General features: G+C 35.7%; 13 protein-coding genes and 2 tRNA genes. 3 read left to right on the top strand and 12 right to left on the bottom strand.

Annotated elements, in window-relative coordinates:
• Nucleotides 1–68: 68 nt before the first annotated feature.
• Nucleotides 69–443 carry a helix-turn-helix domain-containing protein gene (locus tag ACFIQE_RS05675; protein ID WP_375707368.1) on the top strand — a complete coding sequence of 125 codons (375 nt, stop codon included), beginning with the start codon at nt 69–71 and terminating at the stop codon, nt 441–443.
• A gap of 88 nt (nt 444–531) precedes the next feature.
• Here ACFIQE_RS05675 and ACFIQE_RS05670 read toward each other — a convergent pair.
• From ACFIQE_RS05670 to ACFIQE_RS05660, 3 genes are all read right to left on the bottom strand, one after another.
• Nucleotides 532–606 (bottom strand) — tRNA-Val (locus ACFIQE_RS05670).
• A 97-nt stretch (nt 607–703) separates the two neighbouring features.
• Complete coding sequence (gene cpdR / locus ACFIQE_RS05665; RefSeq protein WP_005773448.1) at nt 704–1,066, bottom strand: cell cycle two-component system response regulator CpdR; 363 nt, start codon at nt 1,064–1,066, stop codon at nt 704–706.
• An 839-nt stretch (nt 1,067–1,905) separates the two neighbouring features.
• Complete coding sequence (locus ACFIQE_RS05660; RefSeq protein WP_375621311.1) at nt 1,906–2,823, bottom strand: serine aminopeptidase domain-containing protein; 918 nt, start codon at nt 2,821–2,823, stop codon at nt 1,906–1,908.
• A 258-nt stretch (nt 2,824–3,081) separates the two neighbouring features.
• Here ACFIQE_RS05660 and ACFIQE_RS05655 point away from each other — a divergent pair, with 258 nt between their 5' ends.
• On the top strand, nt 3,082–3,549 hold the full coding sequence (locus ACFIQE_RS05655) for an Hsp20 family protein (RefSeq protein ID WP_375611558.1): 468 nt from the start codon (nt 3,082–3,084) through the stop codon (nt 3,547–3,549).
• Between the two features lie 252 nt (nt 3,550–3,801).
• Here ACFIQE_RS05655 and ACFIQE_RS05650 read toward each other — a convergent pair.
• Nucleotides 3,802–3,878: transfer RNA gene (locus ACFIQE_RS05650), tRNA-Pro, on the bottom strand.
• Nucleotides 3,879–4,486: 608 nt separating this feature from the next.
• Here ACFIQE_RS05650 and ACFIQE_RS05645 point away from each other — a divergent pair.
• The gene (locus ACFIQE_RS05645) at nt 4,487–4,852 is read left to right on the top strand and encodes an iron-sulfur cluster assembly accessory protein (RefSeq protein WP_375618518.1); all 366 of its coding nucleotides are present in this window, start codon (nt 4,487–4,489) and stop codon (nt 4,850–4,852) included.
• A 70-nt stretch (nt 4,853–4,922) separates the two neighbouring features.
• On the opposite strand, the gene mazG is transcribed toward ACFIQE_RS05645, so the two are convergent.
• From mazG to ACFIQE_RS05605, 8 genes are all read right to left on the bottom strand, one after another.
• Nucleotides 4,923–5,738 carry a nucleoside triphosphate pyrophosphohydrolase gene (gene mazG, locus ACFIQE_RS05640; protein ID WP_375621309.1) on the bottom strand — a complete coding sequence of 272 codons (816 nt, stop codon included), beginning with the start codon at nt 5,736–5,738 and terminating at the stop codon, nt 4,923–4,925.
• A gap of 33 nt (nt 5,739–5,771) precedes the next feature.
• The gene (locus tag ACFIQE_RS05635; RefSeq protein ID WP_273791402.1) at nt 5,772–6,701 is read right to left on the bottom strand and encodes a lipid A biosynthesis lauroyl acyltransferase; all 930 of its coding nucleotides are present in this window, start codon (nt 6,699–6,701) and stop codon (nt 5,772–5,774) included.
• A gap of 6 nt (nt 6,702–6,707) precedes the next feature.
• Nucleotides 6,708–7,736 (bottom strand): zinc-binding dehydrogenase, encoded by a 1,029-nt coding sequence (locus tag ACFIQE_RS05630; protein WP_375613072.1) that lies wholly within the window; start codon nt 7,734–7,736, stop codon nt 6,708–6,710.
• Between the two features lie 57 nt (nt 7,737–7,793).
• Nucleotides 7,794–9,068 (bottom strand): beta-ketoacyl-ACP synthase, encoded by a 1,275-nt coding sequence (locus ACFIQE_RS05625; protein ID WP_375611561.1) that lies wholly within the window; start codon nt 9,066–9,068, stop codon nt 7,794–7,796.
• Between the two features lie 15 nt (nt 9,069–9,083).
• Entirely contained in the window at nt 9,084–10,259 is a 1,176-nt protein-coding gene (locus ACFIQE_RS05620; protein WP_375640382.1) for a beta-ketoacyl-ACP synthase, read from the bottom strand.
• A 10-nt stretch (nt 10,260–10,269) separates the two neighbouring features.
• Nucleotides 10,270–10,554 carry an acyl carrier protein gene (locus tag ACFIQE_RS05615; protein ID WP_005773457.1) on the bottom strand — a complete coding sequence of 95 codons (285 nt, stop codon included), beginning with the start codon at nt 10,552–10,554 and terminating at the stop codon, nt 10,270–10,272.
• 189 nt (nt 10,555–10,743) lie between these two features.
• A complete protein-coding gene (locus ACFIQE_RS05610) occupies nt 10,744–13,062 on the bottom strand; it encodes an NADP-dependent malic enzyme (RefSeq protein ID WP_375611563.1) in 2,319 nt (772 codons plus the stop codon).
• A gap of 1,002 nt (nt 13,063–14,064) precedes the next feature.
• On the bottom strand, nt 14,065–18,624 hold the full coding sequence (locus ACFIQE_RS05605) for a hypothetical protein (RefSeq protein ID WP_375707367.1): 4,560 nt from the start codon (nt 18,622–18,624) through the stop codon (nt 14,065–14,067).
• Between the last annotated feature and the right edge of the window lie 600 nt (nt 18,625–19,224).

Here is a 19,224-nt window from a genome sequence, read left to right as displayed (position 1 = left end):
TGAAGAAAATCATAAAAAGATTTGTTAGAATCAGAAGAAAATATTTCTTCTCTAATAGGACTTTTTATATGGTTACATCTTTTGGTAAAATTTTACGGAAACTTCGCATTGATCACTCAGAACGCCTCTTAGATATGGCTAAGAAATTAGACATATCTGTAGCATTTTTATCTTCTGTCGAGATTGGCAAAAAATCTGTTCCTGTAGGACTGGAGGAAAAGATCATAGAGCTTTATGGTTTAGATAAAGCAATGGCTTCTCTCTTAAAAAAAGAAGCCTATTCTTATCGAAAAAGCATCATCATAAAGCCTTCTACTCCGTTGCAACGTGAAATTGTTGTTGCGTTTATGAGATTTTTAGATGGCTTACATCAAGAAGCGTTAGTAGACTTCAAAGAAATATTAGAAACATTGTGCGAAGCGTGCTTTATAGAGAAATGTTAAAAATCCTATTCCCTTAACTTTATTAAGGTATCCCTCACTTAAAAAAACATATGTAAAATCAATAAATTATTGTTGATATAAAATGCAATGGTGGGCGTGACAGGGATTGAACCTGTGACCCCTACGATGTCAACGTAGTGCTCTCCCGCTGAGCTACACGCCCATTCATTGATGTTGCATACACCATATAGAATGCCAAACGTCAATGCCTAATTTAATTTTCTCTTTCAACAGATGCAAATAACTTTAAAAAATACTTTTTAAGCAGCGATAAGGATCTTTTCAACTTCATTGACGAGTTCACGTAAGTGAAATGGCTTAGAGAGAACCTTTGCATCAGGAGGGGCATCACTATTTGAATTGAGTGCTACCGCTGCAAAACCTGTAATGAACATTACTCGTAAATCAGGGTCAATCTCAGTAGCACGTCGTGCGAGTTCGATTCCGTCCATCTCTGGCATCACAATATCAGTCAGGAGAAGGGAAAATGGTTCTTCTTGTAAACGTTCATATGCGCTAATACCATTATCGAAGTCGGCGACTTCGTAGCCTGCACGTTCTAGGGCTTTTACGAGAAAGCGACGCATATCGTTATCATCTTCTGCGAGCAGGATTCGTTTCATGATTATATTCCAATGGCTCCATTTGTCAGAGTTTTGCCGCATCAATTATACAATATAGAGTATTTATAAAAAAGATGGTAAAATGCTCATAATTGAAATGAATGGCAAAATGGTTAATTCTTACATTCTGATTCAAAATACAGCATATTCGTTGTGAGTTGGTTAAATTCGAAATATATGTGATTTTGAAAAAAGAAGGGGGTCTCTAAAACTACTAAGATGATTCTTTACTATCTTTTCTTTAAAGTTACTGATTATTATCAGAATTCCATTAAAAAACTTATGAAAACCGTTATTGTAGGGTTTTCATATATCGAGAAATTAGAAGAATATTATGTTAATTTATTGTTTTTAAAAAGTTCTCCTAAGAAATAGAAATTTTATAGTTATTTGTTTTTATAGAGATTTGTAATAAATATTATAAATGTGCTTTATTTCCAGTTTTTTCCTTAAATAGATGAAAAATATTTTTTTCTAGAATAATATTAAATTATCACTTAATAACAGATCAAAAATAGTATTTTGATGCTTTATTTGTAAATATGTATCATGTTATATTAAGATAGATTTATTATTTTTATTTATATAAATAGTTTTTTTATTAAGTTATTTTTTATGATGTAAAATAATATTGTTTAATGTAATGATATACTTTGTATATTAGTTTTTTAGTAGAATGCGTGGTGAATATTTAGGTTATGGCTTGCCTGTAAAGGCTAGAAAACAAATCATATGAGTGGTTGGAAAGAAAAATCTATTATATTTAAAAGTGTTTGTAGATCCAATGCTCGTAGAAACTTTCTTTTTTGATGGGGCGGAGCGGAAATTAAGGTTTAATGTTATTTTACAGATACATTATCGGGAATAAAGGCATCAAATGCAGCCCAAAATTGTTTTTTATAATCTTCGTTAATCATAATTGTATCCAGTTCAGCGCCTGTAATAGTAATACTTTCTGTTAGACGTGTGTGTTGGCATAATTGCCGCACTTCAATGTTGTTTGCAATATTGTTTTGATTGGCAAGAATAAAGAGTGTTGGGATTCGTAAATCTCCATGAAGTACATTTCTCTTCATAGAATCAATCGCATTAAATACTGAAGCCATCCATTGGGATGTTGGGGGCTTAATGGAAGGGAGCGGCACTTTATGTATGTGTCCCAATTGTATATTTTTTTGTTTTGTCTTGTTTAATTTTTTACTATCTTTCGCTGGTATAAAGCCAAGACCTATATCAGAAAGAAATTGTGTTAACTTATGTTGAAAACCATTCGTTTTATTGCCGAATGGAGCAAAAAGGGGAGAAACACAGAGCAATCTATTAAACTGATGATTAATGAGATCTAATCCGCTAAGTGCTATCAATCCACCTATGCCATAGGCGAGCATAGAGTAAGGCGGCGGACAATTAGGATAAACAATACTTTTAAGAAATTTATATAAGTCATTAATATCATTATTTATATCAAAACAATGATGTCGGCTTTGTTTTCTTATCTTGAAGGATGTTTTTTCTTGATCAAAGCAGTCAAATATTGCTGTATGAAAACCGCGTTTAGAAATTTCATTTATTAATAAAAAATATTTTTCTAAAGTATTTGCGTAGCTTTTGAGAATAACAATTGTTCCCTTAGATTTTTCCACCTCAGGATATGTTATAGCAAAACGAATTTCGTGATCTATTGCTATTTTAAGAGTATCATGATGGATATTAAGAGAAGTGGAACCCCAGTCTATGGGATAAAGAGGTGTTTCCAATTGAAATCCTTTACAGTGTATTTGCCACTTAGTACTTTGACATTTATGTAATAAAGAAAGAGGATTAAAAAAGGGGTATATTGCTTTTTAGATAGTTTTTATCAATTTAGGTCCCAAAGAGTTGAAATAAAGAAAAACGATTACTAGATAATATAGTGCGGTTGCCATGATGGGGCTGCAGGTTCGCAAGTAAGTTTGCCATATGGGAACTTTGTGAATTAGTTATAAATTATAGTCGCTCTAGAGGAGGGCAATATTATGCGTCAAGTAGATTTTTCACCATTTTATCGTTCCACAGTAGGTTTTGATCATCTTTTTAACTGGTTTGATTCTAGAACACAACCAGAGGAAGTTTCTTCTTATCCCCCTTATAATATCGAGCGTTTAACTGAAGATTCTTATAGAATTTCTATGGCTGTTGCTGGTTTTTCTCAAGATGAAATTGATATTGAAACGCATTGTAACCAGCTGATCGTTAAGGGAGACAGAAAGTCTAAAAATGATGATGAAGAGCGAGAATTCCTTTATCGAGGTATTGCTTCGCGTGCTTTTGAACGGCGTTTTCATTTGGCTGATCATGTTAAGGTTATTGGGGCAGAACTTGGAGATGGGCTTCTTCATATTCAGCTTAAAAGGGAAATGCCAGCTGAATTAAAACCCAAAAAGATAACCGTACAGATGTCACCATCCATTACAAAAAATGATAACAGCGACGTTATCGTGTAAAGAAAATTTAGAAAATATGAGATCGGATAATTATAAATTTTTCTGAAGAATAAAAAACGCGAGGCAAAAGGTCTCGCGTTTCGTATGTGTTTTCCTAAGAACGAAGCGCATTTTAATAAAACAGCTTATCTCGAATTTTTGATAAAATATCATTGCACATTATTCTACGTTGAAGAAGAAGTTCATGTGTGTGCAATTGAAATGCATAATAATTCACTTTTTAAGTAAGCTTATTTTATAGCATTTTAAAAATGGTCGGAGCGGCGGGATTTGAACCCACGACCCCTTGACCCCCAGTCAAGTGCGCTACCAAGCTGCGCTACGCTCCGAGTTCGTGTAAAACGATTAAATGACTGTTTCTTTAAAGGCAAGAGAAAAAATAAACAGAATAAAATCTAAAATGCTCTTGCACTTAGAGCTTTTGAAAGTAAAAATTTTGGACATCAATATTTTGTTGTTAATTCAAGATAAATAACGAATTTGTAAAATTCTTTGTGATCATTAAATTTTTAGCTCTATAGTTAATAGATGTATGCATTTAATTACTTTTGAGATTGTGAGGAGGGGGTAAGATTGGTGAATTTAGGGGTATGAATTGGAGCAAATGAGTGCTGAAGGTATATTTTTTTCTTACCTAATCGTTACTTTTCTAAAAAGATAAAGATTTTCAAAAGAAGAGGAGTGAATGTATGGTTTTGAAAAGTTTTCGTTTTTTAGAGTCTTATAGACGAGGTATTTTCATTTTATATGGATAAAAAATTGTAAGTTCTGGATTGTATAATCACAAATCTCATTTTACGGGTATGTATTTTTACCGAAATATGCAAGATCAGAATGCTTTAATTCATGTTTTGTTGTTTTTTTTCTAAAATATCAGATAAAATATTGTAGAGGAAAAACTTTCAAAGTGTCTATTGAACTAAGAAAAGAGTAAAGGATGAGCCGTTTTTCGGTAATAAATTTGACGCAAGCAGCAGTGGATCGTGTTAAAGCGATTATGGATGCAAAAGATGCACAGGGTATTCTTGTTGGTATCAAAAAAGGTGGTTGTGCAGGGATGGAGTATACAATTACTCTTGTCAAAGAAAAGGGGATAGATGCGGATGTTGTTGAAGTGAATGGTGCCCGTGTTTTTGTAGCACATGATGCGGTATTATTTTTATTAGGGACGCAGATGGATTATGAAGTGACAACGCTTCGGTCTGGTTTTGTCTTTAAAAATCCTAATCAAGTATCAGCATGCGGGTGTGGCGAATCGGTGGAACTTCGTCCTGCTACGCAGGATCAATATAAAACAAATTGAGCTGAGCTAAATTATAATTTAGTAATTTTAGAGGGGCTTGTTCTTTTAGGTAGAAGAAATCTACTATTTTTTATCGTTCATTTTTAGCTTGCTTCCAAAGTGCTTCCATTTCATTCAAGGATGCGTCAGTGAGCGTTTTAGATTGAGTGGATAGCTTTTCTTCAATATAGGCGAAACGATTTCGAAATTTTATATTCGTTTTTTTTAATGCTTTTTGTGAATCAATCGCTAAGTGGCGCGCGAGATTAAGAAGTATAAAGTAGAGATCTCCAAACTCTGCTTCTATCTCTGAGTTTTGTTTATTTTTGATGGCTTCTTTGAGCTCTTCCAGTTCTTCTTCTATTTTTTCAAAAACTTTATCACTTTTTTGCCAATCAAAACCTACTTTAGCTGCTGTTTCTTGTAAAGCAAGTGCCTCTTGGTTTGCTGGCTGGATTTGTTTTACTGTTGCGAGTATGCTTATGGAGGAATTGTTGTTTTTTTCTTCGCACATTCTTTTTTGTTCAACCTGTTCTCTTTTTTTTATATATTCCCACTCCTCTTTTATAAATCCTCGTTTTTTTTGCTCGGCATTTCCAAAAACATGAGGATGGCGTCGAATCATTTTTTCCGTGATTGCATAAACAACATCTTCAAAAGTAAAGCTGCCTTCTTCTTGTGCTATGGTAGCATGATAGGCAACTTGTAAAAGAAGATCCCCAAGTTCTTCACAGAGATCCTTTCGATTTTTTCGTTCAATGGCATCAATGACTTCGTAAACTTCTTCGAGCATATAGGGTATGAGGGATTCAAAAGTTTGTTTTTTATGCCAGATACAACCATTATCAGAGTTTCGTAATGCAGTGATAATTGCAGTGAGATCTTTGATATCTTTTGAGGCCAACATTTTGCACTTCCTTTGTAAGCAATAGAGCTTATGTTAGATGTCCCAACGTCTATGTAACCACATCCATTGTCCAGGATATTCACGGACCCAAGATTCAACAATATCATTTAATTTTTGTGTAGAAGCAGCTATATCGATATCATTTTTTTCATCACGTGGAAGTTCTACATGTTCATATAACTCTAAACGATGACGTCCACTAGGCAAACGAATACAACGTGCTGGATAAATATCACAGTCATATTGTCGAGCAAGTTTTATAATTAAGGGGTTTGTTTTAAGAGGTCTGTTAAAAAATGTTCCCATGATACCGCGGCGAAATTTTTGATCAACGAGCATACCAACATTTTCACCTTCTTCTAATTTGGCTGCTAATGCCCATGCTGCACCGGCCTTGGAGGGAACAAGATGTCCCATAGAAGTTTGTCGTGCTTTAAGGATTCGTTTGGCAACATAGGGATTATTGGGTGGTCTAAATAATACCGTAACATTAAGATCAAAACTTTGTGCACAAATAGGCAGAAGTTCAAAATTGCCAGTATGTGCGGTGAAAAAAATATGTGGTTTTTTTTCATTTTTTAATCGCTCAAATATTTCAATGCCTTTAACCTCAATGAAACCTGGCTCGTCTGCATGAGGATCAAAATCAAAAATTTTATCAAGAAAAATATATTCAGCTAGGAAACGTCCTATATTTTCCCACATTTCTATTGCAATCGCACGGAGTTCTTGCTCTGTTTTTTCTGGATATGCACTCCTAAGGTTTGCAAGTGTGATTTGATGACGATGTACAAGGGGACCAATTTTTTTTGCTAACCAAGCAAAAAAAGAAATTCCCATTTTGGCTGGAAAACATTTTAGAATAAATAAAGAACCAAAGAGTAGATATGCCCATAACAAGTAGGATATTTTTTTAGCTATAATTTTAATACGATATATGAGATTTTTAAGAGAAAGCTTCATCATGATTTAATCGATTTTAAGGATAATTTTACCAAAAACATCACGACTCTCCATTCGTTTTAAAGCTGTATCAATTTCATCCAGCCCAACAATTGTATCAATGACAGGGTGTACGGCTTTTTGTGCCATTTTTTGCATGGCATTTTTCATATTTTCCATACGGCAGCCAAATGAACCGAATATCTTAAGCTGTTGCTGGAATAATTGCATGAGATTTATTGGTGCTGAAACACCAGAGGTAGAACCGCAAGTCACTAAGCGTGCTCCTTTTTTCATACATAACAGAGAACCGTTCCATGTATCGACACCAACATGCTCAAAAACAACGTCAACACCTTTTTTTTGGGTTAATTTACGCACTACACCTTCAAAACGATCTTTACGATAATTAATCACATGATCTGCCCCAAGAGAGTGTGCTTTTGCAATTTTTTCATCTGAACCTACAGTTGTGATAACTGTACAGCCCATGTGTTTTGCAAGTTGAATGGCTGCAGAACCAATACCTGAGCCACCAGCCTGTACTAGGATTGTTTCTCCTGCTTGTAGTTTTGCGTTATCGAAAAGCATATGTTCTACGGTACCAAAAGTAATTGGAGCAACTGCTGCTTGCAATTCATCACATTGGGGAGGTGATGGAACTAATAAACGTGCTGGCAAATTGACAAGCTCACACGCAAATCCATCAAGGTGAAAACCATAGACTCCCTTTACATTACTGCAAAGATTATCCCGTCCTTCATGACAAGCTTGGCATACTCCGCAGGTTTGTGCACCATAAATTGAGACAATCTGTCCAAGTTGGAGATGTTCAACGCCATCTCCTATTTGTATAACCTCACCAGAGGCTTCTGCACCAATGATGAGTGGCATTTTTCTTTTCGCAAAAGCCATGCCACGCCATCCCCATACATCAATATGATTAAGAGCAACGGCTTTTATCCGCACAGTTACTTCACCTATACTAGGTGAAGATGGCGGGGAAATATTGGTGATTTCAAGCCGACGATCATCGAAGAGTTGCAGTGCACGCATTATCATCCCCCTTAAATATATTATTGGTTAGCGTTATAAAATTTTATTATTACAGGATTATCCTTTATATGCAGTGATAACAAGACTCATATTTTGACCACCAAATCCAAATGAGTTTGACAAAACCGCATTGACACAGGACTTACGGCTATGATGAGGAACAACATCTAAGGGGATAGTAGGGTCAGGATTATCATAATTTATTGTTGGTGGGAGTATTCCCGATTGAATGGTTAAAAGCGAAAAAACCGCTTCTATTGCACCAGCAGCAGTTAATGTATGCCCAATCATTGATTTATTAGAAGAGACAGGAATATGCTCTAAAAGATCACCGAATACTGTTGATAATGCAAGATATTCCATTTTCTCATTTTCAGGTGTTGAAGTTCCGTGGGCATTAATATAGTCAATTTCATTGATGGTTATTTTTGCATCGTTTAAAGCTTTGCGAACGGATTCAATTGCTGGTGATGCATCGGGTTTTGAACGTGTACGGTGAAAGTCATCGGCGGTTTCTCCACAGCCAGCTAAAATTCCTAAAACTGTAGCATTACGGTTTAATGCGCTTTGAAGAGATTCAAGAACAAGAGCGCCTGAGCCTTCTGCCATAACAAAACCATCTCGATCACGGCTAAAGGGTTTTGCTGCTTTTTCTGGAGGCTCATTCTGAGTTGAAAGAGCAGATAGTAACGAAAAACGGATGAGAGATTCTGCTGAAACTGATCCATCTGTCGCAATTATGAGAGCTCGATTTGTTTCTCCCCGTCTAATAGACTCAACACCTAATTGAATTGCTGTTGCACCAGATGCACAGGCAGTGGAAAGTGTAACAGGAAGTCCTTTTGTGCCAAATGTTTTTTGAAGTTTTTCTGCAATTGCACCAAATTGTGTGGCTTCAAAAAGCGTCTCATGGAGTTTATCCTTACAGACTTTAAGAAGATGTGCATAAGAAGGCTCATTATTGAATTCCTCCTCTTGATCAAGACTAAAACGTGCTTTCCATTCAAGTTCAACAGGAGGAGCAGCTAGAAAGAGTGGTCCATTAAATTTTTTTTTATCAATAGCAGCTTGTTCTAAAGCTTCTTCAGCAGAAAGATATGCAAGCTTCTCAGAGAGAGCTGAAGCACCAAGTGTACTTTCTTTAAGAAAATCAATTGTTCCAGCAATATATGTATTTAATCCCTCAACGGGAAAACGTGTTATTTTGTGGATACCACTTACACCACTTGTTAATTTTTGCCAATTTTCATGTTTCCCTTGTCCCAGTGATGTGACAATGCCTGCACCAGTTATTGCTACAAGTGGACGCCCAAAATGATCATGATATTTCACTATAGAAATTCCCCTTCAAACAGCTGTAAGACGCACAATACCTTCAGCTCTTTTTATACCAATAGTTGTAACAAATATTTCACGTACTTCTTTAGAAAAAGGTTTTTCATGAGGACTTAACGCTGGAAAACAATGTTTTTTTTCAATTGAAAGTGCTGCAAGAGCTAGAGCTAGAGGAAATTGTGCTTCCCGCATATAACCAAATAATGTTGTAATGCCACGGTAAGATAGATCAGCATTATCAAGAGCATTTTGTTCTGCTTTTGTTGCTTCGTGAGCTCCTGAGGCTGCTGAAATGGCTAAGGCAGATTTAGCGCCCGCAGTTTTTAATATTGTTGCAATTGAATCTCTAAGTGGAATTTTGGTTCTATCTGTTTGGTCTGTAATAATTTGGCTAATTTCAGCATAAGCACGTGCATTGCGTTTTTTGGCATGTTCTCCACTTTCAATAACTAGGAAGATCCCACCAGAACCTGCTATGACACCGCCGCCTGGATAGATTCCACGATCCCACACTGGGCTCCATCCATTATGGGTTAAAAGACCACCAAGCTCATGCGCCAACAACATATCATAACTTTGTGCATTATAGGAACTTCCTACAAGAGCATGGGTGCTTTGACCTGATTTAATACGAGCTACAGCAATTTGAAGTGCAGAAAGACCACTGCCTTCTTCTCCCATAAATGTACGAGATGATCCAGTGACTTTATGAACAATTGAAATGTTTCCTGCCAAAAGGTTTGAAAGTTGTGCCAAAAATAATGTTGGACGAAGTTCAGTTGAAAGAGCAACATTTAACATAGAAGCATGATCGGCAACAGCGCGCGCTTTAGAAAGAATCTGTGTATCAACAGTAATATCACGTTCTCCCCCACTTGCCGCTACGATCATATCCATTGTTGAAGTGAGTTGTTCATTATTTTTCATGCCGGCATCATCAAGAGCAAGACCAGCCGCATAGGTACCAAGACGCTGCCATGTTCCCATTTGCCGTTGATCACTTTTTTTAGGAATTTGTAAACTCCAATCAATTTCGGGCAATTTATGAACCGTGTAAGGTGAAAAAGTTGTATAATCTAGGTTTGGTGTACGGATTGGATCATTTAAGAGATTCCAATGTTGATCAGTTCCTTCCCCCAGAGAGCTTATGAGACCTATACCAGTGATGAATACAGATTGATCATGCATGGCGAAAAAACTACTCTGCCTGTTTTAAGGCAACGAGATCATCAATTTTTGCACAAAGGTTTTTAAGAACAAAGTATTCTTCTGTTGCAACGGTACCTTCGTTGACTTCTTGTGTCCATTGTTCTAGAGGGACTTTTATTCCGAAAGCTTTATCAATAGCGAAAACAATATCAAGAAAATCAAGACTGTCGATTCCTAAATCGTCAATTGTATGACTCTCAGGTGTAATTGTATTGCGATCAATTTCACTGATTTCTGCAATGATATCAGCAACTTTATCAAACGTGGAAGGCAATGTACGGATTCCTTATTATAGAGTTAGTAAATTCAAAATACATTTAATATTGTTCTTCTAGCCTTTTTTCTCTTTAAAAAAAAGACTTAATCCAGAATATAGCTGTCTTTATCTATAGAGAAAAGAGGTTTACAGTACATGAAATACTATATCTCAATATTTAAAAAACTTTGAAATTTTATTGCGCATTTATTTTACAAGACTATTTTTTCTATTGGCAGCAAGGACAGCAAGGGCTGTTATATTAACAACTCCCCGAGAAGTTACTGAAGGCGTTAAGATATGGGCGGGACGTGCTGCCCCGATTAGAATAGGACCAACATGGAGTGCATTTGTGAGGCTTTTAACAGTGTTGAGCGTGATATTGGCTGAATCAAGTGTTGGAAAGACAAGCAAATTAGCTTCACTTTTAAGACGAGAATTAGGAAAAACACGATCACGAAAAACTTTGGAAAGGGCAGCATCAGCATGCATTTCACCATCTGCTTCTAAATCAGGGTGTAATTTGGCAAGAATTTCTGTTGCACGTCGCATTTTACGCGCACTTTCTGTGTTTTTAGAACCAAAGTTTGAGTGTGATAATAAGGCTGCTTTTGGTGTTATTCCAAATGCTTCAACTTCTTGAGCTGCCAACACAGTCATTTCAGCGATTTCTTCTGCAGAAGGATTTTCATTGACGTAAGTATCTGTGAGGAAAAGAGTACGTTGTTGAGAGATAAGCAAACTCATAGCAGAAAAACGGTGAACATGAGGATCAAGACCGATAATTTGTTCAATCAATTCAAGTTGACGTTCAAAGCGTCCTTCTAAGCCGCAAATCATTGCATCTGCTTCTTCACGCATAACGGCAAGGGCAGCAATAGCCGTTGTTGATGTTCTCACTACTGTTTTTGCCATTTCAGGCGTAACACCACGCCTCCCTGTATAATGAAAAAATAAATTAACATAATCACGAAAACGTGGATCATCTTCAGGGTTTGTTAATTCAAAATCTATACCAGGACGAATTCTTAAACCAAAGCGTTTCAATCTTGCTTCTACGACATGTGGACGGCCGATAAGGAGGGGCGTTGCTGTTTGTTCTTCAATGACAACTTGTGCTGCACGAAGGACGCGTTCATCTTCACCATTGGCATAGATGACGCGTTTACGTTTTGCTGTTTTTGCTGCAGCAAAAACAGGTTTCATTGTTAAACCAGAAAGAAAGACAAATCGATTGAGGATATCGTAGTAGGCCTCCATATCTTCAATGGGACGAATGGCAACACCAGTTGTCATTGCTGCTTTAGCAACAGCGGGGGCAATACGCAGTATTAAACGCGGATCAAAAGGAGAGGGGATTAGATAGTCTGGTCCAAAATTGGGTGGTTCTTTTGAGTATGCACGTGCTACAACATCTGAAGTTTCTTCACGTGCAAGGGCAGCAATCGCATGAACAGCGGCCATTTTCATTTCTTCATTAATTGCACTAGCACCTACGTCTAATGCACCACGGAAGATATAGGGAAAACAAAGGACATTATTAACTTGATTGGGATAATCAGAGCGTCCTGTGCAGATCATTGCATCTGGTCGTATAGAGCGTGCTTCTTCAGGCATAATTTCTGGTACTGGATTAGCCAGTGCTAAAATGAGTGGATTTTGAGCCATTCTTTTAAGATATTCAGGCTTTAAAACACCACCTGCAGATAGGCCTAGAAAAATATCCGCATCATCAATAATATCAGATAAAGTTCGTGCGTCCGTTTTTTGTGCGTAATTGATTTTCCAACGATCCATAAGGGTCTTGCGACCTTCATAAACAACTCCCTCTAAGTCACTAAGCCAAATATTTTCAACTTTTGCCCCAAGACGAACCAAAAGATTAAGGCAAGCGAGGGCAGCAGCACCTGCACCTGAGGTAACTATTTTTGCATTTTCAATTTTTTTTCCTGAAAGATTTAAGGCATTTAATACAGCCGCAGAAACAATAATGGCAGTTCCATGTTGGTCATCATGAAAAACTGGAATTTTCATTTTAGCACGAAGCTTTTCTTCGATGTCAAAACATTCAGGAGCCTTAATGTCTTCAAGATTAATACCACCAAATGTAGGTTCTAAAGTCGATACCGTTTGTACCATTTGTTCTATATCGGATGCATCAATTTCAATATCAAAGACATCAATATTCGCAAATTTTTTGAATAAAACGGCTTTACCTTCCATAACTGGCTTTGAAGCAAGAGGACCAATATTTCCTAAACCAAGAACAGCAGTTCCATTGGATATAACAGCGACTAAATTAGAACGGGAGGTATATTGAGCAGCAAGATTAGGATCTTCATGAATTGCAAGACATGGTGCAGCAACACCTGGAGAATAAGCAAGAGCTAAATCACGTTGATTATCAAGAGGTTTTGTTGCTTGTATTTCCAATTTTCCAGGTTTAGGGTACTGGTGATAAAAAAGTGCGGCACTGTCAAGTTCAGCTTTTGGTGAACTGAAATCACTATTTCGTTCTCTAGACATTTTTATGATATCCAAGTTAGCGTATGTGTATATGAGATGTTCCATCTACGATAAGGTTTTGTCCACTAATAAATCCTCATTTCTCTGAATATCAAAATGCATGAGTATGAGAAAATTCTTCTGGATCGTAAAACCAGTTTGATGATTCTTTTTGTTTGTGTGCATGAATAATTTCATTAATAGCAGCACGATTAGTTTTTTCTTTCCTTAATAAAACCCGTAAAAATTGATTAGTCTACAAACGAATAAAATATTACTAATAATTACATTACCAAGCCATTATTTTTTTTGCAATGCTTACAACTTAAGGAAAGAAAAGAAGAGTGTTTTCTATTAACTTCATCTTCTTTATTTAAATTTCTATAGGGAGGTAGAAGAAATTTTAAATAACAATTTGCAATTTATAAATTATTTTTGCAGCTATTTAAAAGGAAATTGGAACTTTAAAAATGGGAGTTGTTTTGTTTATTATTCAATTGAACTCTTAATAATGCAAACTTTATAATTTATAATGAAACATCTCGTATGTTGAATGAGAAATTTGAATACAATAAGATTCTTTTAGCTCAAATTCATCTAATATAATAAAAAATATTTACTTACATAATTCAAACGAGAGTAATATGTGGATAAAAAACATTAAAAAAATAAATAGAAGTGTTTCTATGAGCTATTTTAATACAAAAGCATGAATTTTTTTCACAATTAATAAAAATAATTATTACCGATTTTGTACCTTTATGAAACTATGAAAAATAAAGGAGTTAAGAAAAAGATAAGGAAATAGAAAACATGCTTTATCATTCTTAGAATGATACGTTGTTTGATAAGCCATTACGCTTCTTTAGGGTTATTGCTTAGGATATCAAAGAAAACCGCATGCCAATTATCCCAACCTTTGAAGTACAAAGCTACAGTTGAAAAAAAAGCATTCTATGATGAGCCATTAAAACAACTGGAGAGAGAAAGTGGAAAAAATATCTTTTTCCACTTTCTTATTTGTTATTGGATTCGACCACTTGCATGAGCAAGCATAGTATAAACTTTTCCGGTATCTGATATCAAGTACTTGCGAACTGAGTTGGAAGAGCCAGAACTGCGCGATATATCACGTAAGAGCTTTTCGAAATCTGTAACATATTGATTCACTGAACGTTTAAACCCAAAATCGCTCATATATTTTTTCTTAATCATTTCAAATATTTTTTGTCCATTTAAGGTATAAAGGCGTTCTGTTACGATGTTTTTTTGTCCACGTTGATAATGATCCCATAGCTCAATAATGGCATTGTGATTAATAGCTTGCACTATACCAGAAGCTAATGAATTAAGAGAGCAGTTTGCAGGAGATGGTTTTGTTTGCACTGATGTTAAAACATCATCACTAGGGGGAGCATCATAAAATGTTTCTTCACGTGAAGCTCTTTCTAAGAGATTTGATACCCATTTATTTGGTCTTTTTTTGCTTTGATCTTGTTGCAAAATAGGCTTAGGTGGCACAATCTTTTTAACAGACTCAGTGGAACTGTCACTTTTTTGATTAAACATTGATGATGTAGGAAATGCTGATATTAGCTGTTTTTGTGCGCTCTTTTGATCATTTTGTATAACACTGACTAAATCTTGTAACGCTGTAATCTGTTCATTCAAAGCTGTGCGAATTGTTTGCGTTGTTTCTTTTGTTTTTTCTGGAAGTTTTTTTACATTTTCATTGATATCATTATTAATCTTTGAAAGCTCTAAACGAACTTCATCAGCGGAGCGACGTATATCTTCTGCTGCTTCTGAAAAACGCGTTGATGCTTCACTAACAAGCTTATTAAGTGATTGTTGGAATGAATTTGTGGAGTTACGCGCATTCTTATCAGAGCGTTCAAGTGCTAAGTTGAAGATTTTTTCATAATGCCCAATCATTTGATTAATTTCATGAGACTTTGAAACAAGAGCATCGCTTAATACAGAAAGCGTATTATGTTTTTCTTCAAGTGTTGCACTAAGTGAATTTTCAGACTGTTCAAGAACATGAATAGTTTGGGAAAGTGTCTTTGCATGTTCACCAAAACTGCTCGTTATATGATTAATTTGTTCAAAGGTACTCTTTGAAAGTCCTTGCAGAATTTCAACATTAGTATTGAGCGCTTGATTTGAAGCTGACAAACGCTCTGCTACTTGGTCCGTGTTGCGGAAAAAATTATTCGTACTCTCATTAAACTGCCCATCAATATTTTGAACAGCCGATAATAAAACATTACTATTTTCCTGAAAATTGTAAATTGATTGATTCAACTGTGTTAAGATGGATGAGACATTATTAACAAGCTCTTCCTTCATAATCGTTATTGTTTGAAGTGTTTCAGAGTTAGCTTTGGTTAAGCTATTCACTAAAGATTCATTATGCGCATAAATTCTTTGTTCAGCATCTTGTGTGGAAAGAGAGAGTTGTTCACCGATATGCTGTGTTAAAGAATCAATTGATTCTGTCGTATTTTGCGCTGCTTGATTTAAGTGATTTGTAAGCTCTGTTATTTTTCCAACATGTTGTGAAATTTGTGTTGTTGTTTGATTTCCAGCATCTTCCAGACGGCTCGTTACATCAGAGAGCTGATATCCTAAATTATTTTTAAGATTTTGCATAGAGTGATGAAGAACATCACAGCGTTCATTAAGAACTTGTTCTATTGCTGTTGTTGATGTGTGAATAGTTTCATTCAATAATGCTTGTGCATTATGGCTGGCTGTTGCGAAAGCTTCGACAGTATGCGCTGTTTGTTCAGACAGAACTGACAGAACTTTTTCACTGGTATCATAAACAGTTTTTTTGACATTTGATACAATGCGATTGCCTGATTCTGAGAGAATATTTTCTGCTTGTGCAGTAACATTTGTAACAGATGAAAGAATTTGTTCACTCGTAGAAGAAAGAATATCAGAAGCTTTTATAATCTTATTATGCAGGTTAGCTGTCACTGTATTAACAGAGTCTTCTAAGGTTATACGCATATTGTCAACACTGCTTTCCAGCGCTTGTTGAATTATCTGACTTTGCTCATTACTAATCATGAGAGACGTTTTTAATGTGTCAGAACGCTCCTCAATAACAGATGTTTGCATATCAATGGCTTCACAGATTTGGCTAAATTTTTCAGATAATGTTTCCTCTAGCGTTGTTGTCCGTTCAAAAATTTTGTGTGCACGATCTTCTAGATCTGTATCGAATGATTCCATACGTGTTTCAAGGGTTTCAAAGAAAACACCACTCGATTGAGAGAGCGTATTTTTTAAAATTTCGGCATGGCTTTCAAGGTTTTTGATATGATCTTGAACCGTTTCAGTAATGTTTTTATTATTGGCGACAATTGCACTCTCAACTAAATCTATTTGTTGTTTCAATGCAACATCGACACGTATATCACTTTTTGCAATGAGATTATGGATTGTTTCCATGCGTTGTTCAAGTGTGCGTGCTTGATCGGCAAGAACTTCATTGAGAGAAAAACTATTAATCGCTAAAGAATCGCGCAGAGCATCGGCACGGATATCAATATTTCTCGCTTGTGCTTCTAAAGCATCTTGGGTTGTATTACAACTTTGTACAATGACATCTTGTAACTTTTCAGTGCATTGGATGATGTTTGTAATATGATTTTCAGCTTGTTTATCAACGACTTGAACATTATCAGCCAAAACTTTTTCAATATGAGAAGTATTTTGGGACAAAACATCAATTTGATTTCTTAATGTATCCGCAATTTTATTTTTCTCGTTATCGAGCATGTCTGCCATAAGAGCTCGTTGATCAGAAAGTTGTACTTTAAAATCTTGTGAACGTTCTTGTATGATATCAACAATGGCATTGTCGACATATTGAATTTCTTCTCTCAGACTTTCTTTACTTTTATCAATTGCAGAAAGAATAGCTTCACGTCCATTTGTAAATGCATGGGTAATGTCTGCTGTTTTTTCTTGGAGGTTCTCATTTATTTTCAAGACATGAGCTTCCAAGAAGTTACCAAGTTTTTCAGCATTATCCTCTAAAGCCTGACTGCGTTCTATAAAGGAATCAATGATGGAATCACTATGTTCTTTAAGAGAAAGATCAACAGTTGCTAAACGTTGTTCAAAGGCTCCAATTGCTTGCGAGGTTACGTTATCAAATTTAGAAGAGAGTTTATGTGCTTGGTCGTCGAGCTTTAAGATCTTCTCATCAAAATTCTGTAGAGATTGATTATTACGATCAATAAGAGCTTTATCCAAGGCTTTAAACTTTTCATCAACAGCGTGCAAAGTTTGATCTGTTACTGCTTGTATATGTGTTGCAATTTTAGCAACATGTACTTCTGCTTTTTCAGCTGTTTCATTAAAAGTTTTTTCTATTTGTTTTTCATTATGATCAAATCGTTTTGCAAAGCCATCGAAGTTTTTTGCTAATTCATGAAAAAATTCCGTGTTTTTCTGCTGAATTTGTGTTGTTGTTTTGTTAAATTTTTCAACAAGCTGATTTGTTACGCCATCACCAGCATAGGAAAGTTTTTCAACGAGGTCTTCGCCTTGTTTTTGTAAAGTTTGAGAAAGGGTTTGTGCAAGCTTTTCAACATTGGTTACAATGTTAGAGGTAACCAAACCAAATTCATCACTCAGTTGTTCTTGGGTTCCTTTAATTGTTGATTGTACGCGATCTGCATGATTCAAAATGGCTATACGTTCGTTACTTAATTCTTTGATTAATGTGTGAATGCGTGATTCATTCTCAGCATAGGCTTGTTCTAGATTGTGAACTTCACCTTGTATGATTGCTTCAAGTTCAACAGCACGTCCGAGAGTACGTTCAATACCTTCGTTCATTGCCGCTACTTCTTCACGAATGGTTTGCCCTATAGCAATAGCTTGTTTTTCAGATAGATGTTGTGGTTCACTAAGGCGCTGTGCAGCATTGGTCATAAGAAGCGCAATATTATGCAAGTCGTTTGAACGTTTTGTTAATTGAGCAACGCCCCAAGATATAAGGATAGGAATTGCTGTTCCGGCTGCTACAGCAAGTCCTGTTGGGGAGGTAACAAAAGTGCTGATATTGGATAAGGAGCTGAGTCCGGTAGGTGCGAGCTTATGCGCAATAAAAGCTCCTCCCGTTGCCCATAAAGCACTAAGCGCTGTTGTGTACCAGTAGACTCGAGAGGAAGAACGCTGCTTGAATGGTCCAAAATTTACAGGGGTTGTTATATCATCATTTGCGGGAAGAAGTTTTGTAGGCAATAATGTATTATGAACAGTTCCACCTGAAATATCAGGTGAAGGTTTTGGAGCAAAAAGCTGTTCAACAACGGATTTATCAATAACAGCTTCATCATGAATATTAGAAACAAAAGTTGACGTACCGTTTTCAGCAAAAAATTCTTCTTCTGCCATTGCAATTTTTTGAATCAGATCATCGACATTAACAACATTTTCAGAATTATTGGATGATATCGTTTCAAATCCTGTGTCATCGAAATCAAAGTTCATAGCTTTTGTGAGGGCTTCTTCAACTTCAACTTCAAATGTTTGCAATTTTGTTCTGCGTGCCATACTCGCCTCGTACTCTTACAGCCGGAAAAGGGATACGTCCTCTTCCACATAATTTCTACATACTAGCTGTTAATTATTTAGAAAGGAATATGCTTAGGGAAAAATTTTAAAAACTTATCAAGATAAAGTTAACGCGGTTTCTTGTACCCTGTTTAAAAATATTATAAAATATAGTAAAAACAATTTATTATTTAAATCTAACTAAAACAAAAATACTGTTTACAACTTGTGTTTATAGAAAGCTTTATAAGCCGGCAGTCTTTGAAATAAGGACAATTTAATAGCGGTTATATATACAGTAAGGTGCGAATGCCTTTCTTTAATATCGATAATCGTTAATAAATGTTGTTGTCCGCTTACTTTTATTGATTCTAAACGAAGCAGATTCATCATCACATATAGTCCGTAATAGCTTAGGATGTATAAAAGTATGCCTTTGAATTGTAAGCTCATAAAAAAGTAAACGTAGAAAAATTTTTAATTTAATATAGCTTTTCGTAAGTTGTACTTTATTATTGTCTTAAAGAGCCGTTTTTTCTCTAATTTCAGTTGTTTGTTGCTGAATTTTTAAGCTTCTACGTTGACAATTGGATATTTTTC

The organism is Bartonella sp. AA1HLJMS (assembly GCF_042197445.1).
Classification (GTDB): domain Bacteria; phylum Pseudomonadota; class Alphaproteobacteria; order Rhizobiales; family Rhizobiaceae; genus Bartonella.
The sequence above is the reverse complement of the archived record's forward strand: the minus strand, read 5'-3'. Positions and strand labels throughout refer to the sequence as shown.

Coding starts and splice junctions, on each gene's coding strand:
- mazG (WP_375621309.1), bottom strand. CDS start 5,738: ATGTTGGCCTCAAAAGATATCAAAGATCTCACTGCAATTATCACTGCA.
- ACFIQE_RS05630 (WP_375613072.1), bottom strand. CDS start 7,736: ATGCGTGCACTGCAACTCTTCGATGATCGTCGGCTTGAAATCACCAAT.
- cpdR (WP_005773448.1), bottom strand. CDS start 1,066: ATGAAACGAATCCTGCTCGCAGAAGATGATAACGATATGCGTCGCTTT.
- ACFIQE_RS05610 (WP_375611563.1), bottom strand. CDS start 13,062: ATGTCTAGAGAACGAAATAGTGATTTCAGTTCACCAAAAGCTGAACTT.
- ACFIQE_RS05655 (WP_375611558.1), top strand. CDS start 3,082: ATGCGTCAAGTAGATTTTTCACCATTTTATCGTTCCACAGTAGGTTTT.
- ACFIQE_RS05645 (WP_375618518.1), top strand. CDS start 4,487: ATGAGCCGTTTTTCGGTAATAAATTTGACGCAAGCAGCAGTGGATCGT.
- ACFIQE_RS05620 (WP_375640382.1), bottom strand. CDS start 10,259: ATGCATGATCAATCTGTATTCATCACTGGTATAGGTCTCATAAGCTCT.
- ACFIQE_RS05635 (WP_273791402.1), bottom strand. CDS start 6,701: ATGAAGCTTTCTCTTAAAAATCTCATATATCGTATTAAAATTATAGCT.
- ACFIQE_RS05605 (WP_375707367.1), bottom strand. CDS start 18,624: ATGGCACGCAGAACAAAATTGCAAACATTTGAAGTTGAAGTTGAAGAA.
- ACFIQE_RS05675 (WP_375707368.1), top strand. CDS start 69: ATGGTTACATCTTTTGGTAAAATTTTACGGAAACTTCGCATTGATCAC.